Here is a 24,748-nt window from a genome sequence, read left to right as displayed (position 1 = left end):
CGCCACTTTTTCAGGAGCAGACCATGGATCCGCGCAGTGAAGTACTGCTTCGTCAGGCTGAGTTATTCCAGGGCTCGCTGCTGCTGGCCGGTTTACCCGCCGATGATTTGCTGGGCAAATTGCCCAACGCCCATGGCTGGTGCTGGCATGCCGGTGATCAGGCGGCGCTGGGCGCACGCTTTGCCGAGCGCAGCCATTTTGGTGTGAACGCGCCGCAGCAACCGTTCGAGACAGCGGTGGTGTTCCTGCCCAAATCCAAAGACCTGACCGACTACGTGCTCAATGCCCTGGCCTCGCGCCTGGCCGGCCGCGAGTTGTACCTGGTCGGTGAAAAGCGCAGCGGTATCGAAGGCGCAGCCAAGCAACTGAACCCCTTCGGCAAACCTCGCAAACTCGACAGCGCACGGCATTGCCAGCTCTGGCAGGTCACCGTGGCCAATGCGCCGCAAGCCGTGACGCTGGAAAGCCTTGCGCAAGAGTACGAACTGCCGCTGGCCGAGGGACCGCTAAAAGTCATCAGCCTGCCCGGTGTATTCAGCCACGGTCGCCTGGATCGCGGCAGCGCCTTGCTGCTTGAGCATCTGGACAAACTGCCCAGCGGCCATTTGCTGGACTTCGGCTGCGGCGCGGGCGTGTTGGGCGCCGCGGTCAAACGTCGGTATCCGCACAACACCGTCACGCTTTTGGACGTCGATGCATTTGCAGCCGCCAGCAGTCGCCTGACTCTGGCCGCCAATGGCCTGGAAGCCGAGGTTCTGACCGGCGATGGAATCGACGCAGCACCCATGGGTCTAAGTGCGATCTTGAGCAATCCGCCGTTCCATGTCGGGGTTCATACCGATTATCACGCAACGGAAAACCTGCTACGAAAAGCGGTAAAACATCTGAAAACAGGTGGCGAACTGCGCCTTGTTGCCAACAGCTTCCTGCGTTATCAACCACTGATAGAAGAGCATCTGGGGCAGTGTTCGATCAAGGCCGAAGGACAAGGCTTTCGCATCTATCGGGCCAAGCGCGGCTGAAACCTCTTTTAGAAAAGAAGGCTTGCCGAATGGATTTTGCCTAGGCAGAATTCGCTCCGTCCTAGGGGAGTAGTCTCCCACGAGCACCATGCTCGTCCGGCATACGTCAACATACTTGGTCCTCAGACCATGGCGTATGCGACCCAGAGTCCGCACAGACGGACCGCAGGGTTTGACAAGACCTATGACACGAACACCTTACCCGGGGCGGGAAGGCTGTACGTGTCATAGCCGTGTCGACCCGCCCCTTAGGAAATACCTGATGCTGGATTCTCTACTCGTTCCTACCGCAATCGTTGCCTTGGCCGAAATCGGCGACAAGACGCAGCTGCTTGCCCTGATTCTCGCCGCTCGCTTCCGCAAACCCTGGCCAATCATCGCCGGTATCGTTGCCGCGACCCTGGCCAACCATGCCGCAGCCGGTGCGGTCGGCGCCTGGTTCGGGAGCTTCTTCTCGGACGCCACCCTGCACTGGATCCTCGCCGCGAGCTTTACCGCAACGGCGCTGTGGACCCTGGTGCCAGACAAAATGGATGACGACGAAGCCAGCACTGCCCGCAAATTCGGGCCATTCCTGACGACGCTGATTGCGTTCTTCCTCGCAGAAATCGGCGACAAAACCCAAATCGCCACGGTGATGCTCGCCGCTCAATACCCTGAACTGTGGCTGGTGATCATCGGCACCACCCTCGGCATGTTGATTGCCAACGTACCGGTGGTGCTGGCGGGTAACTTCGCGGCAGACAAACTGCCCCTGACCCTGATCCGTCGCCTGGCGGCCACCGCGTTCTTCATCCTTGCCATTGTCGCGGTGTACAAGGCGATGCAAATGAGCGGGTGGGTCTGATTACATACACCGATCGTTCCCACGCGGGAGCGTGGGAACGATCATTGACTCAGGGCTTCCTGGCCTTCAGGTAAAGCGGCATGACCTTCGGAATCGCCGCCTGCAACGAAGCCATCCGGCTGCTTGAAGACGGGTGGGTACTCATGAATTCAGGCGGCGAACCTTCCGACGCCTTGCTCATTTTATTCCACAGAGTGATCGCTGCATTCGGGTCAAAACCGGCGCGGGCGGCCAGTTCCAGGCCAATCAGATCCGCTTCGTTTTCATTGTTGCGGCTGTTGGGCAAGGTCATGCCGTAATTGGCCACGGTGTCCGCCAGGGCCAGGCTGTCCTGCCCCAGACCGAGTAGCGCCCCGGCCCCCTGCTTCGCCATTTCAATGCCATAGGCCTTGGACATCGCTTCACGACCATGCTCGCGCAGAGCGTGGGCAATTTCATGACCCATGACCGCCGCGATTTCATCGTCGGTGAGTTTCAGGCTATCGATCAGCCCACTGTAGAAAATGATCTTGCCGCCAGGACCGCAATTGGCGTTGAGTTCGTCACTCCTGATCAGGTTGACATCCCACTGCCACTGGGCCGAATCCGGACGAAAAACCGGCGCCTGGGCGATCAGTCGATCGGCAATAGCCCGGACTCGTCTGGCCTCGGTACTGGTCTTGTCCAGCACTCCCTTCGTGGTCGCCTCCCCCACCGTCTTCTGGTAGGACTGCGCATACATCTGGTTGACCTCGTCGGTCGACAGCATGCTGAACATGTACTGCTTGCGCTCAACGCCCACCGCGCCGCCGTTGGTGGTGTTGACAGACTCGCAACCGCTGAGCAGCAGAGCCGCGCTCAGCGCACACAAAACCAATGACTTATTCATCAATACGCTCCCTGAAAACATGGCGCGTATCCTAGGCGGTGAAAGGTATCGGCGCCAGATACAACGGACGTGTAACACGTACATTTCAGATACATCTCTGCTCCCACTCGTGCTTCTGATCGTTCCCACGCTCTGCGTGGGAATGCATCCCGTGACGCTCTGCGTCACAGCGTCAGAAGCGGACGCAGAGCGTCCATGGCGGCATTCCCACGCGGAGCGTGGGAACGATCAATGCACCACGGTCTGAAGCTGAATCAACCCGGTGTCAAACACTCCGGTGCATTGAGCTTCGGATCATTCACCAGGTTGGCCAGCACCCGCTCGCGCAAAGGCGCCGGCTCGCTGGCTAATAAAGCCTGCAAGGTGTGCAGTGGCGTTTCGGGGTTCAGCCAGGCTTCCTGGCCCGCGGCATCGAGAATCAGCGGGCGGCGCTGACTCGAAGCGGCCTGAGTGACCACCGCAGTGCTCAACCAGACCTGCTCCTGCACCGGATAAGCCTCCCAGATAGCCGCGAAGTACAGTGCCGAGCCCTCCCCCGGTGTCAGCCAGTACGGGCGCTTGCGGCTGGTCCCTCGCCACTCGTAGAAACCATTGGCCGGCAACAGGCAGCGGCGTAAACGAAACGCTTCGCGAAACATCGGCTGCTCGGCCAGGGTTTCGGCTCGAGCATGGGCCGGAGTACGCGACATATCGGTTAACCACGGCGGTGTCAGGCCCCAACGGGCGCGGGCCAGATCACGCTGACCGTCGGTCGCGCGCAGGATCAGCACCGAATCGTTGGGCGAAATATTCCATTGCGCCTGCTGATCCGCAGGGAATCCTGGCAAGGCCGCGAAAGCGGGGTTCCAGCGAAACAGGGCATAACGTCCACACATGGGGCAACACGACTCCAGGACAAAACAAACGTCAGCCTAACAGACCAGAACGCCAGGGAAGCTTTCCGGCTCATCGCCCGACAGCGGCTGTGCGGCATTGTACGCGGCGATCAGTTCTCGTGCGTATTGCGCCTGATCGTTATCCACCGACAACCCCAGCAGACCGAACACCGGCAGCTCACCGGCACCGCCCAGCAGATCCCGCCCCACCAGATGGGATTCCACGCCTTCGCTGGCCAGCATGCCCTGAAGCAACTCGCCCTCCATCAGGTTTTCCGGTTCATAGACTCGCTGCATACAGGCTCACCCTTCACTCGTTCTCAGTGTGAACGTCGAGCATCCATTCCTGACCGTCGGTTTGCAGCGTGAAAACAATCGGCCGGCAGCACACCGGACAATCCTCAATGTACTGCTGATCGCCCCCGGAAAGATCGAGAACCGCCTCAACCGTTTCACCGCAATAAGGGCAGTCGTAGTGCGCAGTTTCCAGCATCGCGGTCTCCAAGTGACTTGTGCGTATAATCGCCGGTCTATTTGCAGGGCCATTTTTGTTAGAGCTTGATTTTCAAACCGTGCCCCGCCAGTTTCGATCAATTCCTTTACTTACCCTAGCCGTTTCCAACAAGAGAGCATGATGGGCGAATTCGATACCATCCGACCTTACGACGACAGCGAAGTCCCAGCGGTGCTGGCACGACTGCTCGGTGACAAGGCGCTTCTAGATATCCTCACCCACTTCCGCTTCCCGCGCTTTGCCGGCTTGCTCGGCTGGTTGCTCAAACCACTTATAGCTCATCAGCTGCGCCGTGAGTTCGCCGGGATCACTTCGGTGGCCACCTTGCAGGACAAGGTCGAGTTTTATGTCGACCACACGATCGAGCGTGCGACCGACGGTGTGACCTACACCGGCGTCGAGCAGTTCAAGTCCGGCAGTGCTTACCTGTTCCTGGCCAACCACCGGGACATCGTCATGGACCCGGCTTTCGTCAACTACGCGATCTACCACGCCGGCCTGCCGACACCGCGCATCGCCATTGGCGATAACCTGCTGCAAAAGCCCTTTGTCAGCGACCTGATGCGCCTGAACAAGAGCTTTATCGTGCACCGTTCGATCAACGGCCGACGCGAGAAGATGGCCGCCTACCAGCTACTTTCGGCCTACATCAACCATTCGATCCTCAACGATTGCCAATCGATCTGGATCGCCCAGGCCGAAGGCCGCGCCAAGGACGGGGATGACCGCACCGAGTCGGCGATCCTCAAAATGTTCCACATGAGCCGCAAGGACGAGCCGTTCGCCGAGGTCATCCGTTCGCTGAACCTGACCCCTGTGTCGATCAGCTACGAATACGACCCGTGCGACCAGGCCAAGGCCCGCGAACTGTACATCCGCACCACCACTGGTTCTTACAGCAAGGTGCCGGGCGAGGACGATGCCAGCATCGCCAAAGGTATCACCGGCTACAAAGGTCGCGTGCATGTGAATTTTGCCGCACCGATCACCGAGCTCTTCGAGGACACCAAGCAACTGGCGATCGAAATGGACCGGCAGATTCTCGGCGGCTATCGCTTGTTCCCGGTTCACTACCTCGCTTACGCGCAATGGAGCGACGCCGACCCGCAATTGCAGGTGCCGGCCGCAGCCGATGTGTTCCCGGCCGAGGAGTTGGCCGTGGCCCAGGAGGAATGGCAACGCCGCCTGGACGCCTGCCCGACGGAGCACCGTCCGTTTCTGGTGCTGCAATACGCAACGCCGGTACGCAATCAGTATCGGGTCAAGGCGGGTTTGCTGCTGTAAGGCTTTTGCTGAATACGACAACGGCGCCCTCGGGCGCCGTTGTTTTTTCTGGAGCGGGCGGCCAACTGCTACGGGGTTCAGCCGGCCCTTAGATCCGGGTGCTGACCCACGATACCAGCAGCGCCAACGCCAGGCAGGCGAAGCCGAAGCGGTAGAAAAAACGGTTCATGCGCAAGGTTGCAACGTCTGGCAGCAACACCGGTTGGTCGAGCCTGCGGTTCTGGCTTTGCGCTTCCAGACTGGCCAGCGTGCGTTGTTCACGGCGACGGGTCGCATGCAGCAGCCAGGCGCCTGGGCAGGCAAACAGAAGGGCAAGGACATTGATCAGTTTGGCGGGGTGGGCGTTGAACATGGACCAAATCAGTTGCAGCGACATCATGAACCTCGAGTAAAACATGCCTTAGGGGCCGTCGAACAAGCACCCGCGGCGCGGATTCTACCGGAAGCCCTGACTCATGCCCGCCCTTTTCCGACAAATAACAAACCATTGCCTGATTAACTTATGTCGTCACAGGTTCGTCATCTAAACAAGCCAGTCTGTTGCCCCTCGATACCGACACGGAGCTTGTCATGCTGCACGCAGAAAACCAGGATCGCCTTTATTTGATCTCCCCCAGCGATGAGCAACAAGCGCTGGTCGGCAGCCTGGCCTTCAACGTCCAGGACCGCCATTGGCTGGTGTATTGCGCCCTGGGCGGCCATCAGCATGCCGACCTGCCGGAAACCGACCTGCTGACCGGCGTGAGCATTCTCGACTTTTATGTCGAAGCAGCCTGAATTCATACAGCCATGAAAAAGCCCGGTTTCAGTGATGAAACCGGGCTTTTTCGTAGCCGGCATATCGCCTGGATGAGCTTTACTGGCTCAGCATCTGGCCGACGGTCGGGTCCTTGAACACTCGAGTCAGGGCATCGCTCAGGACGTCACTGACCAGCTTGGTGTTGGTTTCCTGGTTCGGTGCCATACCGAAACGCTGGTCCAGAGATGAACCATAACGGCCGCTATAGCGACGGTTGGCGTTCGACACATCGGAGCGGAAGATCGCACCGATAGTCGCTTCGGTTACATACATGCCTTCTTTAGGCGACTGATACTTGAGTTCGGTCAGGGTCACGGTCAACTGCGGAGCATTCAGGGCGTTCGGGTTCGGGGTGAACCCCAGCAGACGCACGGCGGCTTCGGCCTGGGCTTGCAGTTTAGGCACGATGTCGGCGCTGGCAACGGTGATGGCGCTGGTTTCAGGGTACAGACCGCCGCGTGTCCCCAGGGTTTGCGACGCACGACCGTCAACCACTTTCACCACCACCGGCTGCCCCTGACCCACAGGTGCGAGCTGGGTCGTGAGTTTCGGTTGCGGGCTGAGTTGTTGCGGGCTGTTGGCGCAGCCAACCAGCGTCAAACTGGTCACAGTGATCAAACCGAACAACAGGCGTTGCAACATGCTCATCTCTCCAGAATCAGGCACACACAGACCCGCAGTATAGCGGTGGGCACGCGTAGCAAACCAGCAACCCTGAACACTTGCTGAAGAGATCTGCAAAGTTATGCCTGGTGGCCCCCCGTAACATCAACGTCATGCAAGACTGGCAAGCTTCAAAGCAGCAAGACATCAGGTACGTTGCCATGCAATTCCTTTGATCACTGTTCACCCCAAGACGCAAATACCGCTATTTCGCTCTGCTCGACTGCGATGGGTGCTGCCAGGCTTTCAAGCATTGCAGCCTGCCGCCAATGTGTGATGATTGGGTTGAAATCGAAGAAATTCGCCTCAACTGGCTGCATCAACCACTACCCGCCAGCGCCTGTATCAGCCCGCGCACTCCTCGCTCACGGCTACAACAGGTGTTGACCACCTGACCGAACGGCTAATAAAAGTCATTTAACAGGACCATTTCTCCACGTTTCTTCGCTACAATCTCCCCCCGATTATAAGGACGTCTCCTGATCGGGCCTCGCAGCATCGCTAATGCGCTTGCATTAGCTCCCCGCACCGCCCACAGAGAGCCGCCCACACAGATCGAGTGAAGCTGGCGGCGCTTGCTGTTTACCCTGCAATCCACCACTTTTCGCGAATCTGCCAGAGCTGCCATTGCGCTCGGTCACTGAGTTGTTTGCCCGTTTTGCCTGTCATGTATTGCATGTCGGCATTTACTCCTCGGGCTCGGTGCCAGGCTGAGGCAGCCCTTTTTTGAGGTTCACGTCTTCAAAAGAGCGTGAAAAAACGGGTTTTCACAACTTCACAAGAGTGTGGCGAGCAAATGAAAAGCTTTGCGTCTGAAAATGCACTATTAGCGTCTACAACAGCCCAACCACACAGGACCGAGCACTCCTCTAGAACTGGAGACTGAAGCCTGTCCGCTACGGATTTGGTTGCACAAACGGACGCCTTGACCATAAGTCGAATTGCCTCCGGCGCACTGAAGTGAGTTCATATGAACCTCAGGCCCGGTTGGTAGCGTCCGTCGAAGTTGCAAAAAATTGCGAAGATTCGGACATGGCGATCCTGGCCATGGGTGACCTGGGGCTCAATTTGAAGCATGCCCCGTAACTCCTGGCAGCTATGCCGTCAATTTGGTGCTGCAGATTTTGGAGACGCGTTAATGGCGCATAACGAAGCAGTCGACGTAGTATTGGTTGGGGCGGGCATCATGAGTGCCACCCTCGCCGTACTGCTCAAAGAACTCGACCCCGCGATCAAGCTGGAAGTCGTCGAGTTGATGGATTCGGGTGCAGCGGAGAGTTCCAACCCATGGAACAACGCCGGTACCGGCCACGCCGGGCTGTGTGAGCTGAACTACACCCCTCAGGCCGCCGACGGCACCGTCGATGTCAAAAAAGCCGTGCATATCAACACCCAGTTCGAGGTGTCGAAGCAATTTTGGTCTTATCTGACCAGTAAAAGCACGTTCGGCTCGTCAAAAACCTTCATCAGCCCGGTGCCGCACCTGAGCTTCGTGCAGGGTGACAGTGGCGTTTCGTTCCTGAAAAAACGCTTCGAAAAGATGCACAAGCATCACGCTTTCGCGGACATGGAATATACCGAAGACAAGGCGAAAATGGCTGAGTGGATGCCATTGATGATGCCTGGTCGTCCGGCTGACGAAGTCGTTGCCGCAACCCGCGTGATGAACGGCACCGACGTCAACTTCGGCGCCCTGACCAACCAATTGCTCAAGCACCTGACCAGTGCAGCCGATGCCCAGGTCAAGTACTGCAAGCGTGTCACCGGCCTCAAGCGTAGCAACGGCGGCTGGACCGTCAGCATCAAGGACGTGAATACTGGCAACTCCCGTGATGTCGACGCCAAATTCGTCTTCCTCGGTGCTGGCGGCGCGGCATTGCCGTTGTTGCAGGCTTCGGGCATCGAAGAAAGCAAAGGTTTCGGCGGTTTCCCGATCAGTGGCCAATGGCTGCGTTGCGACAACCCGGAAGTGGTCAAACATCACCAGGCCAAGGTCTACAGCCAGGCAGCGGTAGGTTCGCCGCCGATGTCCGTGCCGCACCTGGATACCCGCGTAGTGGATGGCAATAAGTCCCTGCTGTTCGGACCTTACGCCGGGTTCACCACCAAGTTCCTCAAGCACGGTTCGTTCATGGACCTGCCGATGTCGGTTCGCGTCGGCAACATCGGCCCAATGCTGGCTGTGGCCAAAAACAACATGGACCTGACCAGGTATCTGGTCAGCGAAGTGATGCAGTCGATGGAACAACGTCTGGATTCGCTGCGTCGCTTCTACCCCGAAGCCAAGGCTGAAGACTGGCGCCTGGAAGTGGCCGGTCAGCGCGTGCAGATCATCAAGAAAGACCCGAAGAAAGGCGGCGTTCTGCAGTTCGGTACCGAACTGGTTGCAGCCAAGGACGGCTCACTGGCCGCTCTGCTCGGTGCCTCACCTGGTGCGTCGGTCACCGTTTCGATCATGCTTGAGCTGATCGAACGTTGCTTCCCGAGCAAGACCAAAGGCGAATGGGCAGCCAAGCTCAAGGAAATCTTCCCGGCCCGTGAAAAGGTACTGGAAACCGACGCTGCGCTGTATCGCAAGATCAACGCGCAGAACAACCTCAGCCTGGAACTGGTTGAACAAAGCAGCGAGACCGAAAGCTACGCTTAAAGTCTTCGCCCACAAAAAACGCCCCGCTCTTCTTCAAGAACGGGGCGTTTTTTTGTCACCGGCAATACCGAAGTGTCGAGCCGCCTGCTTCGCGAGCAAGCCTGGCTCCTACACGCGAGCTTTCTGGATCAGTTCGATGTAGTCGGCGGCGTTACGCTGATCCTGGATCAGCGCGACGAAATCCTTGCCGTGCTCGTCTTTGCCATCCAGATCAAAACCGGCTTCGATGAAGAACACCAGGAAGCGCTCGAAATCGTCGATACGCAGGCCACGGTAGGCCTTGATCAGTTTGTGCAAGGACGGTGAAGTCGCGTCGACCGGTTCAAAATCGAGGAACAATTTGATCTGCGCATCGCCGATCTCGTCACCAATCACCTGTTTCTTATCTTTACGCATTGCCGACTCCAGCTCGCGGACTTTTCACGGGGCTGGCAGTTTACCCCTCGCCAGCCCTCGCGCTCAACGCGCGCGTACGGCCCCGGTGTGCAAGTCAGCCCAGACATGCCCGTTGGCATAGCTCAGGAACTGGCAATAGACCGTGTCGTTGCGCAGCAGATCGAGCACTGCGCGGTATTGGACCAGCGGGTAATACAGGGTAAGGGTCTTGGTCTTGTCGTCGAATACCGGCTTTTTCAGGCTTTTGCTTTCGCCATCGAAATTGACCAGAACCTGATTGATAGCCGCGCCCTTGTTCAGCGGTTTGCCCTTCAAGCGGATCAATAACGGTGACGTCACCGGAATCGGCTGCTGACTGGACTGGCGCTGACTGCCGACCACCACCGAGTAATCGGTAACTTGCAGCAGTTGCTGTTGCTCAGGCTGAGCGTCACGCAGGGTCAGATCGTCTGGCGGCAGGAACTGCGCGTGCATCGGCGCACTCAACGCTTGAGCAGCTGCCAGTGGCAGGCCAAGTAGCAGCACACAAGTGACCACCTTGCGAATCAAAAGGCTCATATAAGGTTCCGAACACGGGGCCAGACACTCTACACGAGGCCTGATCACACCCGCCACCGACCTGGATCAATACGCTGACTTGACGATCCGCGCATACACTGCAAGCAACCGACTGGCGGTGAAGCTCATTTCTCGCGGAGCACCTATGGCGTTCTCCTTTCCACCGTTATTTGCAGCCTGGCGCCAAACCTGGCGCGCAAATTACTCCTTCAAAGCCCTGCGCGGAGACCTCAGCGCAGGGGTGACGGTAGGTATCATCGCCATTCCGCTGGCCATGGCGTTAGCGATTGCCGTCGGCGTGGCGCCTCAGCAAGGTTTGTATACGGTGCTTGTTGCGGCGCCGCTGATTGCGCTGACCGGTGGCTCCCGCTTCAACGTTTGCGGCCCGACAGCAGCTTTCGTGGTGATACTGCTGCCCATCACCCAACAATACGGGCTTGGCGGCTTGTTGCTTTGCACAATGCTAGCCGGCGTAATTCTGATCACCCTCGGCCTTATTCGCGCCGGACACCTGATTCAGTACATCCCCTATCCGGTCACACTGGGGTTCACCGCAGGGATCGGTATTGTCATTGCCACATTGCAATTGAAAGACTTTCTGGGTCTTAGCCTCTCCAGCCACCCGCAACACTACGTAGAACAGCTTGGTGCGCTGCTTGCGGCATTACCCAGCGCACACCTTGGAGATGGGCTGACTGGCGTCACTTGCCTGGCCATTCTGATTGCCTGGCCACGGGTAGTCCCAAAGATCCCCGGGCATCTGGTTGCCCTGGCCGTCGGCGCATTGCTGGGCGCGTTGCTGGAAAAAAATGGCCTGCCAGTGGCCACCCTTGGCGAACGCTTCAGTTATCTGGTCGACGGCGTCAACCATGCTGGCATTCCGCCGTTCCTGCCAGGTTTTGACTGGCCCTGGAACTTGCCTGGGGCCGATGGCCAGTCGCTGCCGCTGTCCTATGATTTGATCCGCCAACTGATGGCCCCGGCGTTTGCCATCGCCATGCTCGGTGCAATTGAGTCGTTGCTCTGCGCCGTTGTGGCAGATGGTATGACCGGCAGTAAACACGACCCCAATGCCGAACTGCTTGGCCAGGGCCTGGGCAATTTGATTGCACCGCTGTTCGGCGGTATTACCGCCACCGCCGCTATTGCCCGTACGGCGACCAATGTGCGCGCCGGAGCCTTTTCGCCCCTTGCCGCCATCATTCACAGCGGCGTTGTATTAGCCGCGATTCTGGTGCTCGCGCCCTTGTTCAGTTATCTGCCGATGGCAGCATTGGCGGCACTGTTGATGATGGTAGCGTGGAACATGAGCGAAGCCAGGCACGTCATTCATACGCTGCGCATCGCACCGCGCAGCGACGTGCTGGTACTGCTGACTTGCCTGAGCCTGACGGTAATGTTCGATATGGTGCTGGCCGTGGCTGTTGGCCTGCTGCTTGCGGCAGGACTGTTCATCAAGCGCATGAGCGAGCTGACCGATACCGCCGAACTTCCCCGTGACTTCCATCAGGCACTGCTCAACTTGCCCGAGCACGTTCGCTGCTATGCAATACGTGGCCCGCTGTTCTTTGGCGCCGCCGAAAAGGCCTTCAGCGTACTGCGCAAATTCAGCCCGGAAGTCAAAGTCGTGATCGTCGAAATGAGCGCTGTCCCCATGCTGGACATGACCGCACTGTCAGTCTTCGACACTATTCTCAAGGATTACCGCGCCGATGGCATCGGCCTGATTCTGGTGGCAACCCACCCACGTGTCCGTCTGAAGCTGCGCCGTGCCGGGATTCACCGAGAGCAACGTCGGTTGGTCTATGTGCAAACCCTTGAACAAGCCAGGCGTAAAAGCGAGCAATGGCTGACGCAGGATGCACTGATTCGCTGAGTCGAGCCCTGCGGTGTTCGTATACAATATTCGTCCACGCCTGCCGGGACTCACTCAATTGCCTTTGCCGAGCTTCAATGCGCCCAATCTTGGCATTGCGCCTTCCGCCTCGGAAGTCATCGCCAAACACTTACGTGAAGCGATCATCGGCGGGCACTTCGCCGAAGACGAGCCGATCCGGCAGGACGATATCGCGCGCCTGTTCAACGTCAGCAAAATTCCCGTGCGCGAAGCACTCAAACGCCTTGAGGCTGAAGGCCTGGTGCAGTTCCAGCGCAACAAGGGTGCGGTGGTGACGAAGATTTCCGAGCCTGAGCTGGCGCAGATCTTTGAAGTCCGGGTGCTGCTGGAGGTCCAGGCTATTCGCCTGGCCGTACCGAACATGACCGAAGCCACTTTCGCCCGCGCCGAAAGCATCTGTGCCGAGTTCATCGATGAAAATAATATCGGTCGCTGGGCCGAATTGAACTGGGCCTTGCATGCCTGTCTGTACGAACCCGCGCAACGACCCTTTCTGATCAACCTGATTCGCTCGATTCACGACAAGGTCGAGCGCTACCTGCGTATGCAGATGAGTCTCTCCGAAGGCAAGGAGCGCGCCGACCATGAGCACCGCGACATTCTCGCGGCCTGCCGTGCCGGCGACGCCGACAAGGCTGCCGAACTGATCGAACAACACATCATCGGCGTCTGCCGCACGCTCTATGAACATCTGCCGAATGCACCTGCGCGAACCTGACTCACTGTGCTGATTTCGTCATCGTCACCGAGTAAATCCCTCAAGCCGCAAGCCGCCTCAAAGGCCAGTCTTGCACAGACATTTCCTGTGCAAGGTGGCGCCTCTCGTGAAACGCATCCATGTCCTCGACTCCCACACCGGCGGTGAACCGACCCGCCTGGTGATCGCCGGTTTCCCGGAACTCGGCAACGGCTCCATGGCCGAACGCAAACAACGCCTGGCTGAGCGATACGATGACTGGCGCGCTGCTACGGTACTGGAGCCGCGTGGCAGTGACGTGCTGGTCGGCGCCCTGCTCTGCGAGCCCCAGGATCCGAGCGCCTGCGCCGGGGTGATCTTTTTCAACAACAGCGGTTACCTCGGCATGTGTGGCCACGGCACCATCGGCCTGGTGGCGTCACTGGCGTATCTCAAACGCATTGAGCCCGGAATGCACCGGATCGAAACCCCGGTCGGCACGGTCGAGGCGACCTTGCACGAGGACCGCTCGGTCAGCGTGCGCAATGTTCCGGCCTACCGTTATCGCAAAGCCGTGAAGCTGAGCCTGCCGGGCTATGGCGCGGTCAGTGGTGACATCGCCTGGGGCGGCAACTGGTTCTTCCTGATCGCCGAGCATGGCCAACATATCGCCAGTGACAATCTCGACGCCCTCACCGCCTACAGTCGGGCGGTCCGCGAAGCCCTGGAAAACCAGGGTATTCGGGGTGAGGACGGGGGCGAGATCGATCATATCGAGCTGTTCACCGACGACCCGCAGGCCGATAGCCGCAACTTTGTCCTTTGCCCCGGCAAAGCCTACGACCGCTCACCCTGCGGCACCGGTACCAGCGCCAAACTGGCCTGCCTGGCGGCGGACGGCAAGTTACAGCCGGGCGAAGTCTGGCGCCAGGCCAGCGTCATCGGCAGCCAGTTCGAAGCCAGCTATGAGCGACTCGATGAGCAGCGCATCATCCCGACCATTCGCGGCCGCGCCCACATGAGCGGTGAGAACCACTTGTTGCTGGAAGAGGACGATCCGTTCGCCTGGGGCATTCGTCCATGAATGCCGACGTCATCGTCATCGGCGCCGGTATTGTCGGCAGCGCCTGTGCCCATGAACTGGCACAACGCGGCCTCGACGTGCTGGTGCTCGACAGCCAGCGCGGCGGCGCCACGGCGGTCGGCATGGGCCACCTGGTGGCGATGGATGACAATCCGGCGGAGCTGGCCCTGAGCCGCTACTCCATTGACCTGTGGCGCCAATGGGCGCCGCGACTGGACGACGGTTGCGCCTACAGCAATTGCGGCACCCTGTGGCTGGCGGCCAATGAGCAGGAGTTGGCCGCCGCCGAGATCAAGCATCAGACCCTCAGCGCTCAAGGTATCGCCTGCCGGATGCTCGATAGCCGAGCGCTGTACAACGCCGAGCCGATGTTGCGCCCGGGCTTGAGTGGCGCGCTGAAAGTCAGCGGTGACAGCATTCTTTACGCACCCAATGCGGCGCAATGGTTGCTGACACAAGGAGCAAAACGCCTCACACGTCGCACGGCAGAAGTCGCCGAGGTCTGTGGCAATCAGCTGCGCTTGACCACCGGCGAACGCCTGCGCGCCGAAGCCGTGGTACTGGCCAACGGGATTCAGGCCACCGACCTCTGCCCGGAACTGCCGATCCGCCCCAAGAAGGGCCACCTACTGATCACTGACCGTTATCCCGGCAAGATCCACCATCAACTGGTGGAACTGGGATATGTCACCAGTGCCCACGCCAGCGAGGGCACTTCGGTTGCGTTCAACGCTCAACCGCGGCCCACCGGACAGATTTTCCTCGGCTCCTCCCGTCAGTTCGATACCACCGATCTGCAGGTCGAAGGTGCTGTGCTGGCGCGTATGTTGCGCCGTGCCCTCGACTATCTGCCGGAGCTGGCCGGGATGAACGCCATCCGCAGCTGGACCGGCCTGCGCGCAGCGACGCCCGATGGCCTGCCCTTGCTCGGCGAACACCCGCAACAGCCGGGCTTGTGGCTGGCGGTCGGCCATGAAGGTCTGGGCGTCACCACCGCCCCTGGCAGCGCGCACGTGCTGGCGGCGCTGCTGTGCAAAAGCGTCGCGGCTATCGACCCGGCACCGTATCTGCCGGGGCGGTTCTTATCCACAGCACGAGGGCTACGCGCATGATTGAACCCCTCATGATTGAACCCCTCATGATTGAACTAAGGCTCGACGGCCGGGCGGTTACGGTCGACGTAGGCAGCACTGTCGCTGCCGCGCTTTATCTCGGTGGCGATGGCAACAGTCGGACGTCGGTCAGCGGCCAGCGCCGCGCGCCGTTTTGCGGGATGGGTGTATGCCAGGAGTGTCGGGTGATGATCGACGGCCAGCGCCGCCTCGCCTGCCAGACAGTGTGCCGCAACGGTATGTGCGTGGAGACCCGGGCATGAAGGTTGATCTGCTGATCATCGGCGCCGGACCGGCCGGCATGGCTGCTGCACTAGCGGCCGCCCCCAGTGGCGCACACATTGTCATCATCGACGACAACCCGGCACCCGGCGGGCAGATTTGGCGCGATGGGCTGAAAGCGCAATTACCGGTCAATGCACGGCGCCATCGCCAGGCACTGGCCGCAGCGAGCAATGTGCAGGTGTTCAACTCGACACGAGTGGTAGCGCTTGCCGGCCCTAAGCAACTGTTGCTGGAAGGCCCCGAACACGGCTGGCGAATTCATTACCGGAAACTGATTCTCTGCACCGGCGCCCGCGAATTGTTGCTGCCGTTTCCCGGCTGGACCTTGCCCGGTGTCACCGGGGCCGGTGGCCTGCAAGCCTTGATCAAGGGCGGGATGCCGGTGGCAGGCGAACGCCTGGTGATTGGCGGCAGCGGTCCGCTGTTACTGGCCAGCGCCGCCACCGCGAAAAAAGCCGGCGCCCGGGTGCTGCAAATCACCGAGCAAGCGCCATTGCGCGCCGTCGCCGGGTTCGCCCGGCATCTGCCGAAGTGGCCAGGCAAACTGCTGCAAGCCGCTCGGCTGTTTGATCGCCATTACCATTGCGCAAGCCATGTGCTGGCCGCCCTTGGCGACGAACACGTTGAAGCCGTCAGGCTGAAACGTAATGGTCGGGTGCTGGAAATCCCTTGCGAACGATTGGCCTGCGGCTTCGGCCTGATCCCCAACACCCAGCTCGCTCAAGCGCTGGGCTGTGACTTGAAGAACCAGGCCATTGCCGTTGACGCCACCCAGACCACCAGCCTGATCGATCACTTTGCCGCCGGTGAATGCACCGGGTTCGGCGGCAGTGAACTGGCGTTGGTGGAAGGTACCATCGCCGGTTTGAACGCAATCGGCGAAACCCGAAAAGCCAGCGCCCTTTGGCCTCAGCGTCAACGCTGGCAGTCTTTTGCCGATCAATTGAACAGTGCCTTCGCCTTGAGCGATGAGCTCAAGCACCTGACCGAACCCGACACCCTGATTTGTCGTTGTGAAGACGTAGCGTTTTCCACCCTCAAGGATTGCACGGGCTGGAACCAGGCCAAACTCCAAAGCCGTTGCGGCATGGGCGCCTGCCAGGGACGGATCTGCGGTGCGGCAACGGGATTTCTGTTCGACTGGCCGACACCTGCGCCACGTCCGCCTTTTTCTCCGACGCGGATCGACACTTTGCTGCAACTCGCCGACAGCACCGAGCTTCCCAAGCCGGATCCGCTCGCCGTAGAGTAAGGCCCTCCATCACCAGGGCCGCTGCTTGATGACGTTCCCCCTGTCGTTGCCCTCCCCGCGAGATCTGCCCGAGTTACTGGGCAGTCTGCAATTGATCGCGCCCCTGCTCGACGCCATGCCCGGCGTGGTGTTCTTCATCAAGGATACCGCCGCGCGCTACATGCTGATCAATCAAACCCTGGCCCAGCGCTGCGGTGTCAGGGATGGCCGCGAGTTGCTCGGCAAGACGGCCGAGCAGGTATTCCCCTCACGCTTTGGCCCGCATTACACCGAACAGGATCGCCGGGTGCTGAACGACGGTAGCCCACTCAGTGATCAGCTGGAACTGCATCTATACCCCGGCCGCGAGCCCGGTTGGTGCCTGACCCACAAGCTGGCGTTGCACAATGCCCAAGGCACCATCATCGGTATGGCGGGAATTTCCTATGACCTGCTGGCGCCACAGTCCAATCATCCGGCCTATCAAAAACTCGCCGCCGTCGACGGGCATATCCGCGAGCACTACGCGCAAAATATCGCGCTGAGCGATCTGACCGCCCTCACCGGGTTTTCCGTGGCGCAACTGGAGCGGCACTGCAAACGCATCTTCCAGTTGACGCCCCGGCAGATGATCCACAAGGCCCGGCTGGGCGCCGCCTCACAGTTACTGTCGGGCGACCTGCCGATCACCGAGATTGCCCTGCGATGCGGTTACACCGACCACAGCGCTTTCAGCCGTCAGTTCAAGGCACTCACCGGCCTTTCCCCGACCCAATACCGCGACAGCCATCGTTGACTGTTACCCGTTACGAAGCACCCCGATCAAACCTGCTCCCTTTTGTGACATGAGTAGCCGCATCACCCAGTCCATTCACCGATTGCCTGACCGGGCCCGGTAATCCCTTTCTTTCTCTCTTGCCGTCTGTTTCGGGCTTCGTAGCCAACCCGGGATTCAGTCCCGGGGTTTCGCTGTGTTTTTGGCACACGCAGTGCATATCAAATATCGTATACGAAATTCTAAATACCAATTTGATAAGAACTGCCCACTGCTCGACACCATCCGACAACGAGGCCCCTTATGAAAAACCCTGCATCCGCCGTCCTCTTCACCGCCGTTCTGAGCACTGCGTTCATTGGCCAGGCCCAGGCCGACAAACTTGATGACATCATTGAGTCCGGCAGCCTGCGTTGCGCCGTCACGCTCGACTTCCCTCCCATGGGCTTTCGCGATGAGAAGAACACCCCGGCCGGATTCGACGTCGACTATTGCAACGACCTGGCAAAAACCCTCGGGGTCAAAGCCGAGATCGTCGAAACACCTTTCCCTGACCGCATTCCGGCGCTGGTCTCCGGCCGCGCCGATGTGATCGTGGCATCGACCTCCGACACCCTGGAGCGCGCCAAAACCGTAGGCATGACCATTCCCTACTTCGCCTTCCAGATGGTGGTGCTGACCCGCACCGATGCCGGGATCAAAACCTACGACGACCTCAAGGGCCGCTCGGTCGGCGGTCCGGCCGGTACGTTCGAAGCGATCTCACTGGAAAACGACGTGAAGAAATGGGCCAACGGCAAAGGCGCCTTCCATGCCTATCAATCGTTGGCTGATGCCGTACTTGCCTTGAGCCAGGGGCAGATTGATGCCACCACCGTGACCTCCACCGTCGCCTCATCACTGATCAAGTCCGGCAAGTACAAAAGCCTCAGCGTCGCGGGCACCGCACCCTATGACATCGACTACGTGTCCCTGGGCGCCAAGCGCAGCGAGTACGGTCTGCTCAACTACCTCAACCTGTTTGTGAACCATCAAGTGCGCTCCGGTCGCTATCAGGCGTTGTTCGCCCAGTGGGTCGGCGGGACTGCGCCGGAGCTGACGGCGAATGGGGTGTATCGCTAAGCACCGAATACCTGTGGGATTGGGTTTGTCCTCGTGTAGGAGCGAGCTTGCTCGCGATGGACTCATGGGCGGCGCGTCGATTCAGAGAATACGCGTCATCGTTAACGCCCATCGCGAGCAAGCTCGCTCCTACATAGGGACCTCATTTCTTTAACTGACAACGCCCAAACCAGTTGAAACCCAAGGAACTCCTTTGATGTTCGACTACACCTTCCATTGGCGCGCGGCCTTTCAGGCGCTGCCGGACATGCTCGACGGCGCCCGGATCACCCTGGAAATCGCCGTGCTGTCGATGCTCGGCGGCACCCTGATCGCGATGTTTCTCGCCCTCGGCCAGCAGTCCCACCGACGTCTGTTTCGGGCGATTGCCGCCAGCTGGGTATCCGTAGCGCGCAATACCCCGGCGCTGTTCCAGGTCTACGTCCTGTATTTCGGCCTCGGTGCCTTTGGCATTCATATGGGCTCGTGGCTGGCGCTGCTGATCGGTATCACCTTCAACAACGCCGGCTACCTGGCGGAAACCTTTCGCGGTGGCCTCAACGCGGTGCCCGACACCCAACTGCGCTCTGCTCGTTCGCTGGGCATGAGTGCACCGCAAGCTTATCGCCTGGTGGTACTGCCGCAGCTGTTGCGCGTGGTGTTTTACCCGCTGACCAATCAAATGGTCTGGGCGCTGCTGATGACCTCGCTCGGGGTGGTGGTCGGTCTGACCAGCGACCTCACCGGGGTCACCCAGGCGTTGAACGTGAAGACGTTCCGCACGTTCGAGTTCTTCGCCATCGCCGCCGTTCTCTACTTCGTCCTGGCCAAACTGGTGGTGCTGATCGCCCGCCTGCTGGCCTGGCGTTTGTTCCGGTACTGAGGAGCCCACCATGTACACATCGAGTTTGACCTGGGGCGATGTTCAGTACCTGCTGCAAGGTGCTGGCACCACCCTGCTGCTGACCTTCTGGGCAATGTTTATCGGCACACTGCTGGGGGTTGTTTGCGGCTTGTTTCGTGCTCTGTTACCACGTCTGAGCCTGCCGCTGGCGTGGGTGCTGGATGTGTTTCGCAGCGTGCCGTTGCTGATCCAGTTCGTTCTGCTCAACTCGTTCAAGTCCATCATCGGCCTGAACTGGAGCGCCTTCAGCGTAGCCTGCGTAATCCTCGGCACCTACGCCACCGCCTACTGCGCGGAGATTGTCCGTGGCGGCGTGCTTTCGGTGCCGTCGACCACCCGCCGCGCCGCGCGCTCGCTGGGCATGAGCCACACCCAGGACTTGCTGCACATCGTCCTGCCGATGGCGACCCGAGTGGCGTTTCCCGGCTGGATCAACCTCACCCTGGCGGTCATGAAAGACACCTCGCTGGTGCTCTGGATCGGCATCGTCGAACTGTTGCGTGCCTCGCAAACCATTGTCACCCGGCTACAGGAGCCGCTGTTCGTGCTCGCCCTGGCCGGCCTTATCTACTACGTCATGAGCCTGGTGATCGCCCGTCTGGGTGCGCGGCTCGAACAGAGGTGGCAGGAAAATGATTGAGATCGAGAACGTCCATAAGTCCTTTGGCAATCTGGCAGTGGTCAAGGGTGTCGACCTGACGGTGAACAAAGGCGAAGTGGTGTCGATCATCGGCGGCTCGGGATCGGGTAAATCGACCCTGCTGATGTGCATCAACGGCCTGGAAGCGATTCAGGGTGGACAGATCCGCGTCGACGGCACACCGGTGCATGCCACCGGGACCGACCTGAACAAATTGCGCCAGAAGATCGGCATCGTCTTCCAGCAATGGAACGCCTTCCCGCACCTGACGGTCATGGAAAACGTCATGCTCGCACCGCGCAAAGTCCTCGGTAAAAGCCGTCAGGAAGCCGAAGAGATCGCCGTGCGCCAGCTCACCCACGTCGGGCTCGGCGACAAGCTCAAGGTCTTCCCGAGCAAGCTCTCCGGCGGCCAGCAACAACGCATGGCGATTGCCCGGGCGCTGGCCATGTCGCCGGACTACATGCTCTTCGACGAAGCCACCTCGGCCCTCGACCCGCAACTGGTGGGCGAGGTGCTGGACACCATGCGCCTGCTGGCCGAGGAAGGCATGACCATGGTGCTGGTGACCCACGAGATTCGCTTCGCCCGGGACGTCTCGGACCGCGTGGCATTTTTCCGCAACGGCAAGATCCATGAGATCGGCCCGCCAGACCAGGTGATCGGCCAGCCGCAACGGCCGGAAACCGCCGACTTTCTCAAATCGGTCGTGTAACCCACAGAGACTTCAAAGGAGACCAGCATGCGCTCAAGCAAGATCATTCATGTGGTGAGTTGCCACGCCGAAGGGGAAGTCGGCGATGTGATCGTCGGCGGTGTCGCACCGCCGCCCGGTGCCACCCTGTGGGATCAATCGCGCTGGATTGCGCAAGACCAGACCCTGCGCAATTTCGTCCTCAACGAACCGCGCGGCGGTGTATTCCGCCACGTCAATCTGCTGGTTCCGGCCAAAGACCCGCGAGCCGACATGGCCTGGATCATCATGGAACCGGCCGATACACCACCGATGTCCGGCTCCAACTCCCTGTGCGTGGCCACGGTGCTGCTCGACAGCGGGATTTTGCCGATGACCGGGCCGGTGACCCGATTGGTGCTGGAGGCGCCCGGCGGGCTGATCGAAGTCACCGCTCAATGCCGTGACGGCAAGGCCGAGCGGGTCGAAGTGCGCAATGTGGTGTCGTTTGCCGACAAACTGGACGCGTGGATCGAAGTCCCCGGGCTAGGCTCCGTACAGGTCGATACCGCTTATGGCGGCGACAGTTTCGCGATCGTCGATGCTCAGCGCCTGGGCTTCTCGCTGACCGCCGATGAAGCTGCGGATCTGGTGGCCACAGGGCTGAAAATCACCCAGGCCGCCAACGAACAATTGGGCTTCGTCCATCCGCTGAATCCGGACTGGAAGCACATTTCCTTCTGCCAGATCGCCGCACCGGTCAATCGTGCCAATGGCGTAGCCAACGCTGCCAACGCGGTAGTGATTCGCCCCGGAAAGATTGATCGTTCGCCTTGTGGGACGGGCTGTTCGGCGCGCATGGCGGTGTTGCATGCCAAAGGTCAACTTGAGGTTGGCGAAGCCTTTATCGGGCGCTCGATCATCGGCTCAGAGTTTCATTGCCGAATCGACGCCATCACCGAAATTGCCGGGCGTCCGGCGATTGTCCCTTGCCTGTCCGGGCGCGCCTGGATCACCGGCATTCACCAGCACCTGCTTGACCCAAGTGACCCTTGGCCCGGCGGTTATCGACTGTCCGATACCTGGCCGGTCGAACTGAACATTTGAAGCACGCTAATCTGACAAAGACTTTTGAACCACACGGCACTTTCAGTGCTCAACACTAACGTATACGAAATACTAAAATTCCATCAGCGGAGGCAACATGAGCAAGCACGTTAACTGGAGCGGCGTTTTCCCAGCGGTCACGACCCAATTCAACAGTGACTTTTCCATCGATTACGAGGGCACGCACAAAGTCATCAGCGGTCTGGTTCGCGACGGTGTTTCAGGTCTGGTGATCTGCGGCACCGTCGGCGAAAACACCTCGCTGAGCACTGAAGAAAAAATCAGCCTGGTAGAACTCGCCAAGGACGCCGCGGCCGGTCGGGTGCCGGTGATCTCCGGCGTCGCCGAGTTCACCAGCGCCAACGCCAGCAAGGTCGCCAAGGAAATCCAGCGGGTTGGTGCCGACGGCATCATGCTCATGCCTGCGCTGGTCTACTCTTCGAAACCCTTCGAGACCGCCACGCATTTTCGCAGCGTGGCCGCCAGCATCGACCTGCCGGTGATGGTCTACAACAACCCACCGATCTATAAGAATGACGTCACGCCGGACATCCTGATTTCTCTGGCCGACTGCGACAACGTCGTCTGCTTCAAGGACTCCTCGGGCGATACCCGACGCTTCATTGACGTGCGCAACGAGGTCGGCGACCGCTTCGTGCTGTTCGCCGGGCTCGATGACGTGGTGCTCGAAAGCATCGCCGTCGGCGCGGTGGGTTGGGTCTCCGGGATGTCCAACGCGTTCCCGAAAGAAGGCGAGACGTTGTTCCGACTGGCCCGCGATGGCCGCTTCAAGGAAGCGATGCCGATCTACGAATGGTTCATGCCGCTGCTGCACCTCGATGCCCGTCCGGATCTGGTGCAGTGCATCAAACTCTGCGAAGAGTTGATGGGCCGTGGCTCGGCACTGACCCGCCCTCCACGCCTGGGCTTGCTCGACCACGAACGCAGCGAAGTCCAGGCGCTGATCAAGACCGCCCTCGCCAACCGCCCAACGCTGCCGGACGTTGGTCTGTAAGACGCCACCTGTGGGAGCAGCCGGTCGACGCTCCCACAGGTTCTGCGCCTTGGCTTACCGACATCCGTCCTGACCGCCGCGCGCCTCACCGGGCGCGGCCCCGCCGAGAATTTCTGCTTATGTTTATCATTACCGGCCACAACTTCATCGGCTTCGGCCGCAGCGCGTTGGGCGATCAGCAACTGCAAAGCCTTGACGCCAGCACCGGCGAAGCCCTGCCCTATCGCTTCAGCCAGGCCAACGCCGAAGAGGTCGACAACGCTGCGCAATTCGCCGCCAGGGCCTACCCGAGCTATCGCAACCTGCGGGCCACCGCTCGCGCCGGATTTCTTGAAACCATCGCCGAGGAAATCGATGCCCTGGGCGATGACTTTATCGCCATCGTCTGTCGTGAGACCGCCCTGCCCGCCACCCGCATTCTGGGTGAACGAGCGCGAACCAGCGGTCAATTGCGCTTGTTTGCACAGGTTTTGCGCCGAGGCGATTTTCTCGGTGCGCGCATCGACCGCGCGCTGCCTGAACGTCAGCCACTGCCTCGAGTCGACCTGCGCCAATGGCGCATCGGTCTCGGACCGGTTGCGGTGTTTGGCGCCAGCAACTTTCCGCTGGCGTTTTCCACGGCCGGCGGCGATACCGCCGCCGCGTTGGCCGCCGGTTGCCCGGTGGTGTTCAAGGCCCACAGCGGGCACATGGCAACCGCCGACTATGTTGCATCGGCAATCATCCGCGCCGCCCAACGCTGTGGCATGCCCGAAGGCGTGTTCAACATGATTTATGGAGCTGGCGTTGGCGAGGCGCTGGTCAAGCACCCGGCGATCCAGGCAGTTGGCTTCACCGGCTCTCTGAAAGGTGGCCGCGCACTGTGCGACATGGCGGCAGCCAGAGCGCAACCCATTCCGGTATTCGCCGAGATGTCGAGCGTCAACCCGGTACTGGTGCTACCGGCGGCTCTCCACGCACGGGGTGAATCGATCGCCAGCGAGCTGAGTACGTCGATCGTGCTGGGCTGCGGTCAGTTCTGTACCAATCCGGGACTGATTATCGGTCTGCGTTCGTCGGCGTTCAGCGCTTTCGGCGAACAGCTCGCGGCGAACATGCGTGAAAAACCGCCACAGGCCATGCTCAACAGCGGCACGCTGCGCAGCTTCCAGCAAGGTGTTCAACGGTTGCTGCAGCATCCACGGGTCAGCCGGCTGAGCGGTGAAGACCCGCAAGGCAACCACGCCCACCCACAGCTGTTCAAAGCCGATGTCGGCCTCTTGCTCGAGGGCGATGAATTGCTACAAGAGGAAGTCTTCGGACCTGCCAGCATCCTGATCGAAGTGGCCGATGAAACAGAGCTGAGACAGGCACTGCACGCGCTACAAGGACAATTGACCGCCAGCCTGATCGCCGAACCGGCGGACCTTGAGTTGTGCTCAAGCCTGCTGCCGATCCTCGAACAAAAAGCCGGACGCCTGCTGCTCAATGGCTACCCGACCGGTGTTGAAGTCTGCGATGCCATGGTTCACGGCGGCCCATACCCGGCCACCTCGGATGCACGAGGGACATCGGTCGGTAGCCTGGCGATCGATCGATTCTTGCGGCCCGTGTGCTATCAGAACTGCCCGGACGAGCTATTACCGGATGCACTGAAGAACGCCAATCCGTTGAGAATTTTACGGTTGGTGGATGGGGTGAATACGCGGGAGGGGCTTGGAGACTGACAGGTCTGGTCTGTCGGTCAAGACGACTCTGAGGCGGACACAAACCCCGTGGCGAGGGAGCTTGCTCCT

28 protein-coding genes and 1 riboswitch are annotated in these 24,748 nt (G+C 60.1%); of the genes, 20 read left to right on the top strand and 8 right to left on the bottom strand.

What is annotated here, in order from left to right:
- The first annotated feature begins 23 nt into the window (after window positions 1–23).
- Both AC07O1_RS12945 and AC07O1_RS12940 read left to right on the top strand, forming a co-directional pair.
- Window positions 24–1,022: a methyltransferase gene (locus tag AC07O1_RS12945; RefSeq protein WP_494991823.1), complete on the top strand. Its 999-nt coding sequence runs from the start codon at window positions 24–26 to the stop codon at window positions 1,020–1,022.
- 52 nt (window positions 1,023–1,074) lie between these two features.
- Window positions 1,075–1,196: riboswitch (yybP-ykoY riboswitch) on the top strand.
- Between the two features lie 88 nt (window positions 1,197–1,284).
- Window positions 1,285–1,869 (top strand): TMEM165/GDT1 family protein, encoded by a 585-nt coding sequence (locus tag AC07O1_RS12940; protein WP_495011184.1) that lies wholly within the window; start codon window positions 1,285–1,287, stop codon window positions 1,867–1,869.
- 49 nt (window positions 1,870–1,918) lie between these two features.
- On the opposite strand, the gene AC07O1_RS12935 is transcribed toward AC07O1_RS12940, so the two are convergent.
- The 4 genes from AC07O1_RS12935 to AC07O1_RS12920 all read right to left on the bottom strand — a co-directional run bounded on the left by AC07O1_RS12935 (window position 1,919) and on the right by AC07O1_RS12920 (window position 4,105).
- A complete protein-coding gene (locus AC07O1_RS12935) occupies window positions 1,919–2,737 on the bottom strand; it encodes a M48 family metallopeptidase (RefSeq protein WP_495089018.1) in 819 nt (272 codons plus the stop codon).
- A gap of 254 nt (window positions 2,738–2,991) precedes the next feature.
- Window positions 2,992–3,612, bottom strand: a complete 621-nt coding sequence (locus AC07O1_RS12930; protein ID WP_495011186.1) for an SOS response-associated peptidase — start codon at window positions 3,610–3,612, stop codon at window positions 2,992–2,994.
- 36 nt (window positions 3,613–3,648) lie between these two features.
- Window positions 3,649–3,909 (bottom strand): putative signal transducing protein, encoded by a 261-nt coding sequence (locus AC07O1_RS12925; RefSeq protein ID WP_494991819.1) that lies wholly within the window; start codon window positions 3,907–3,909, stop codon window positions 3,649–3,651.
- A 13-nt stretch (window positions 3,910–3,922) separates the two neighbouring features.
- Window positions 3,923–4,105 carry a CPXCG motif-containing cysteine-rich protein gene (locus tag AC07O1_RS12920; RefSeq protein ID WP_489072338.1) on the bottom strand — a complete coding sequence of 61 codons (183 nt, stop codon included), beginning with the start codon at window positions 4,103–4,105 and terminating at the stop codon, window positions 3,923–3,925.
- A gap of 141 nt (window positions 4,106–4,246) precedes the next feature.
- Between AC07O1_RS12920 and AC07O1_RS12915 the strand changes: the two genes are divergently transcribed.
- Complete coding sequence (locus AC07O1_RS12915) at window positions 4,247–5,410, top strand: 1-acyl-sn-glycerol-3-phosphate acyltransferase (protein ID WP_495089017.1); 1,164 nt, start codon at window positions 4,247–4,249, stop codon at window positions 5,408–5,410.
- Between the two features lie 88 nt (window positions 5,411–5,498).
- Here the strand turns inward: AC07O1_RS12915 and AC07O1_RS12910 are convergent, their stop codons facing one another.
- Window positions 5,499–5,786 (bottom strand): hypothetical protein, encoded by a 288-nt coding sequence (locus AC07O1_RS12910; RefSeq protein ID WP_494991817.1) that lies wholly within the window; start codon window positions 5,784–5,786, stop codon window positions 5,499–5,501.
- Between the two features lie 194 nt (window positions 5,787–5,980).
- Here AC07O1_RS12910 and AC07O1_RS12905 point away from each other — a divergent pair, with 194 nt between their 5' ends.
- A complete protein-coding gene (locus AC07O1_RS12905) occupies window positions 5,981–6,187 on the top strand; it encodes a hypothetical protein (RefSeq protein WP_494991816.1) in 207 nt (68 codons plus the stop codon).
- Between the two features lie 79 nt (window positions 6,188–6,266).
- Here the strand turns inward: AC07O1_RS12905 and AC07O1_RS12900 are convergent, their stop codons facing one another.
- Window positions 6,267–6,851, bottom strand: coding sequence for a YajG family lipoprotein (locus AC07O1_RS12900; RefSeq protein WP_495024458.1), 585 nt, complete (start codon window positions 6,849–6,851; stop codon window positions 6,267–6,269).
- Between the two features lie 200 nt (window positions 6,852–7,051).
- Here AC07O1_RS12900 and AC07O1_RS12895 point away from each other — a divergent pair, with 200 nt between their 5' ends.
- Both AC07O1_RS12895 and mqo read left to right on the top strand, forming a co-directional pair.
- The gene (locus AC07O1_RS12895) at window positions 7,052–7,267 is read left to right on the top strand and encodes a hypothetical protein (RefSeq protein WP_495089050.1); all 216 of its coding nucleotides are present in this window, start codon (window positions 7,052–7,054) and stop codon (window positions 7,265–7,267) included.
- A 743-nt stretch (window positions 7,268–8,010) separates the two neighbouring features.
- The gene (gene mqo / locus AC07O1_RS12890) at window positions 8,011–9,519 is read left to right on the top strand and encodes a malate dehydrogenase (quinone) (protein ID WP_495089016.1); all 1,509 of its coding nucleotides are present in this window, start codon (window positions 8,011–8,013) and stop codon (window positions 9,517–9,519) included.
- Between the two features lie 108 nt (window positions 9,520–9,627).
- On the opposite strand, the gene AC07O1_RS12885 is transcribed toward mqo, so the two are convergent.
- The gene (locus AC07O1_RS12885; RefSeq protein ID WP_494991813.1) at window positions 9,628–9,915 is read right to left on the bottom strand and encodes a PA4642 family protein; all 288 of its coding nucleotides are present in this window, start codon (window positions 9,913–9,915) and stop codon (window positions 9,628–9,630) included.
- Window positions 9,916–9,978: 63 nt separating this feature from the next.
- Complete coding sequence (locus tag AC07O1_RS12880) at window positions 9,979–10,473, bottom strand: hypothetical protein (RefSeq protein ID WP_494991812.1); 495 nt, start codon at window positions 10,471–10,473, stop codon at window positions 9,979–9,981.
- Between the two features lie 145 nt (window positions 10,474–10,618).
- Here AC07O1_RS12880 and dauA point away from each other — a divergent pair, with 145 nt between their 5' ends.
- The 14 genes from dauA to AC07O1_RS12810 all read left to right on the top strand — a co-directional run bounded on the left by dauA (window position 10,619) and on the right by AC07O1_RS12810 (window position 24,679).
- On the top strand, window positions 10,619–12,349 hold the full coding sequence (gene dauA / locus AC07O1_RS12875) for a C4-dicarboxylic acid transporter DauA (protein ID WP_495089015.1): 1,731 nt from the start codon (window positions 10,619–10,621) through the stop codon (window positions 12,347–12,349).
- A gap of 58 nt (window positions 12,350–12,407) precedes the next feature.
- Complete coding sequence (locus AC07O1_RS12870) at window positions 12,408–13,088, top strand: GntR family transcriptional regulator (RefSeq protein WP_494992136.1); 681 nt, start codon at window positions 12,408–12,410, stop codon at window positions 13,086–13,088.
- Window positions 13,089–13,194: 106 nt separating this feature from the next.
- Window positions 13,195–14,130, top strand: coding sequence for a 4-hydroxyproline epimerase (locus AC07O1_RS12865; protein ID WP_495089014.1), 936 nt, complete (start codon window positions 13,195–13,197; stop codon window positions 14,128–14,130).
- On the top strand, window positions 14,127–15,242 hold the full coding sequence (locus AC07O1_RS12860; RefSeq protein WP_495089013.1) for an NAD(P)/FAD-dependent oxidoreductase: 1,116 nt from the start codon (window positions 14,127–14,129) through the stop codon (window positions 15,240–15,242). The genes AC07O1_RS12865 and AC07O1_RS12860 overlap by 4 nt, the downstream gene beginning before the upstream one ends.
- Window positions 15,243–15,268: 26 nt before the next feature.
- Window positions 15,269–15,505 carry a (2Fe-2S)-binding protein gene (locus AC07O1_RS12855; protein WP_495011229.1) on the top strand — a complete coding sequence of 79 codons (237 nt, stop codon included), beginning with the start codon at window positions 15,269–15,271 and terminating at the stop codon, window positions 15,503–15,505.
- The gene (locus AC07O1_RS12850) at window positions 15,502–16,779 is read left to right on the top strand and encodes an FAD-dependent oxidoreductase (protein ID WP_495089012.1); all 1,278 of its coding nucleotides are present in this window, start codon (window positions 15,502–15,504) and stop codon (window positions 16,777–16,779) included. Before AC07O1_RS12855 ends, AC07O1_RS12850 begins: the two co-directional genes overlap by 4 nt.
- A gap of 28 nt (window positions 16,780–16,807) precedes the next feature.
- Window positions 16,808–17,554 (top strand): helix-turn-helix domain-containing protein, encoded by a 747-nt coding sequence (locus AC07O1_RS12845; protein ID WP_495024456.1) that lies wholly within the window; start codon window positions 16,808–16,810, stop codon window positions 17,552–17,554.
- 282 nt (window positions 17,555–17,836) lie between these two features.
- Window positions 17,837–18,655: an ABC transporter substrate-binding protein gene (locus tag AC07O1_RS12840; protein WP_495011193.1), complete on the top strand. Its 819-nt coding sequence runs from the start codon at window positions 17,837–17,839 to the stop codon at window positions 18,653–18,655.
- Between the two features lie 196 nt (window positions 18,656–18,851).
- Window positions 18,852–19,517 (top strand): amino acid ABC transporter permease, encoded by a 666-nt coding sequence (locus AC07O1_RS12835; protein WP_494991805.1) that lies wholly within the window; start codon window positions 18,852–18,854, stop codon window positions 19,515–19,517.
- Between the two features lie 10 nt (window positions 19,518–19,527).
- The gene (locus AC07O1_RS12830) at window positions 19,528–20,178 is read left to right on the top strand and encodes an amino acid ABC transporter permease (RefSeq protein ID WP_494991804.1); all 651 of its coding nucleotides are present in this window, start codon (window positions 19,528–19,530) and stop codon (window positions 20,176–20,178) included.
- The gene (locus AC07O1_RS12825; RefSeq protein ID WP_494991803.1) at window positions 20,171–20,893 is read left to right on the top strand and encodes an amino acid ABC transporter ATP-binding protein; all 723 of its coding nucleotides are present in this window, start codon (window positions 20,171–20,173) and stop codon (window positions 20,891–20,893) included. Before AC07O1_RS12830 ends, AC07O1_RS12825 begins: the two co-directional genes overlap by 8 nt.
- A gap of 27 nt (window positions 20,894–20,920) precedes the next feature.
- Window positions 20,921–21,958, top strand: coding sequence for a trans-3-hydroxy-L-proline dehydratase (locus tag AC07O1_RS12820; RefSeq protein ID WP_494991802.1), 1,038 nt, complete (start codon window positions 20,921–20,923; stop codon window positions 21,956–21,958).
- A 97-nt stretch (window positions 21,959–22,055) separates the two neighbouring features.
- A complete protein-coding gene (locus AC07O1_RS12815) occupies window positions 22,056–22,973 on the top strand; it encodes a dihydrodipicolinate synthase family protein (protein WP_494991801.1) in 918 nt (305 codons plus the stop codon).
- Between the two features lie 119 nt (window positions 22,974–23,092).
- Window positions 23,093–24,679: an aldehyde dehydrogenase (NADP(+)) gene (locus AC07O1_RS12810; RefSeq protein WP_495089011.1), complete on the top strand. Its 1,587-nt coding sequence runs from the start codon at window positions 23,093–23,095 to the stop codon at window positions 24,677–24,679.
- Window positions 24,680–24,748 lie beyond the last annotated feature (69 nt).

This window comes from Pseudomonas sp. GW821-FHT07G10 (assembly GCF_059418545.1).
This window is presented reverse-complemented; position numbering and strand designations above follow the sequence as displayed.

Coding starts and splice junctions, on each gene's coding strand:
- AC07O1_RS12945 (WP_494991823.1), top strand. CDS start 24: ATGGATCCGCGCAGTGAAGTACTGCTTCGTCAGGCTGAGTTATTCCAG.
- AC07O1_RS12940 (WP_495011184.1), top strand. CDS start 1,285: ATGCTGGATTCTCTACTCGTTCCTACCGCAATCGTTGCCTTGGCCGAA.
- AC07O1_RS12935 (WP_495089018.1), bottom strand. CDS start 2,737: ATGAATAAGTCATTGGTTTTGTGTGCGCTGAGCGCGGCTCTGCTGCTC.
- AC07O1_RS12930 (WP_495011186.1), bottom strand. CDS start 3,612: ATGTGTGGACGTTATGCCCTGTTTCGCTGGAACCCCGCTTTCGCGGCC.
- AC07O1_RS12925 (WP_494991819.1), bottom strand. CDS start 3,909: ATGCAGCGAGTCTATGAACCGGAAAACCTGATGGAGGGCGAGTTGCTT.
- AC07O1_RS12920 (WP_489072338.1), bottom strand. CDS start 4,105: ATGCTGGAAACTGCGCACTACGACTGCCCTTATTGCGGTGAAACGGTT.
- AC07O1_RS12915 (WP_495089017.1), top strand. CDS start 4,247: ATGGGCGAATTCGATACCATCCGACCTTACGACGACAGCGAAGTCCCA.
- AC07O1_RS12910 (WP_494991817.1), bottom strand. CDS start 5,786: ATGTCGCTGCAACTGATTTGGTCCATGTTCAACGCCCACCCCGCCAAA.
- AC07O1_RS12905 (WP_494991816.1), top strand. CDS start 5,981: ATGCTGCACGCAGAAAACCAGGATCGCCTTTATTTGATCTCCCCCAGC.
- AC07O1_RS12900 (WP_495024458.1), bottom strand. CDS start 6,851: ATGTTGCAACGCCTGTTGTTCGGTTTGATCACTGTGACCAGTTTGACG.
- mqo (WP_495089016.1), top strand. CDS start 8,011: ATGGCGCATAACGAAGCAGTCGACGTAGTATTGGTTGGGGCGGGCATC.
- AC07O1_RS12885 (WP_494991813.1), bottom strand. CDS start 9,915: ATGCGTAAAGATAAGAAACAGGTGATTGGTGACGAGATCGGCGATGCG.
- AC07O1_RS12880 (WP_494991812.1), bottom strand. CDS start 10,473: ATGAGCCTTTTGATTCGCAAGGTGGTCACTTGTGTGCTGCTACTTGGC.
- dauA (WP_495089015.1), top strand. CDS start 10,619: ATGGCGTTCTCCTTTCCACCGTTATTTGCAGCCTGGCGCCAAACCTGG.
- AC07O1_RS12860 (WP_495089013.1), top strand. CDS start 14,127: ATGAATGCCGACGTCATCGTCATCGGCGCCGGTATTGTCGGCAGCGCC.
- AC07O1_RS12855 (WP_495011229.1), top strand. CDS start 15,269: ATGATTGAACTAAGGCTCGACGGCCGGGCGGTTACGGTCGACGTAGGC.
- AC07O1_RS12850 (WP_495089012.1), top strand. CDS start 15,502: ATGAAGGTTGATCTGCTGATCATCGGCGCCGGACCGGCCGGCATGGCT.
- AC07O1_RS12845 (WP_495024456.1), top strand. CDS start 16,808: ATGACGTTCCCCCTGTCGTTGCCCTCCCCGCGAGATCTGCCCGAGTTA.
- AC07O1_RS12840 (WP_495011193.1), top strand. CDS start 17,837: ATGAAAAACCCTGCATCCGCCGTCCTCTTCACCGCCGTTCTGAGCACT.
- AC07O1_RS12835 (WP_494991805.1), top strand. CDS start 18,852: ATGTTCGACTACACCTTCCATTGGCGCGCGGCCTTTCAGGCGCTGCCG.
- AC07O1_RS12830 (WP_494991804.1), top strand. CDS start 19,528: ATGTACACATCGAGTTTGACCTGGGGCGATGTTCAGTACCTGCTGCAA.
- AC07O1_RS12825 (WP_494991803.1), top strand. CDS start 20,171: ATGATTGAGATCGAGAACGTCCATAAGTCCTTTGGCAATCTGGCAGTG.
- AC07O1_RS12820 (WP_494991802.1), top strand. CDS start 20,921: ATGCGCTCAAGCAAGATCATTCATGTGGTGAGTTGCCACGCCGAAGGG.
- AC07O1_RS12815 (WP_494991801.1), top strand. CDS start 22,056: ATGAGCAAGCACGTTAACTGGAGCGGCGTTTTCCCAGCGGTCACGACC.
- AC07O1_RS12810 (WP_495089011.1), top strand. CDS start 23,093: ATGTTTATCATTACCGGCCACAACTTCATCGGCTTCGGCCGCAGCGCG.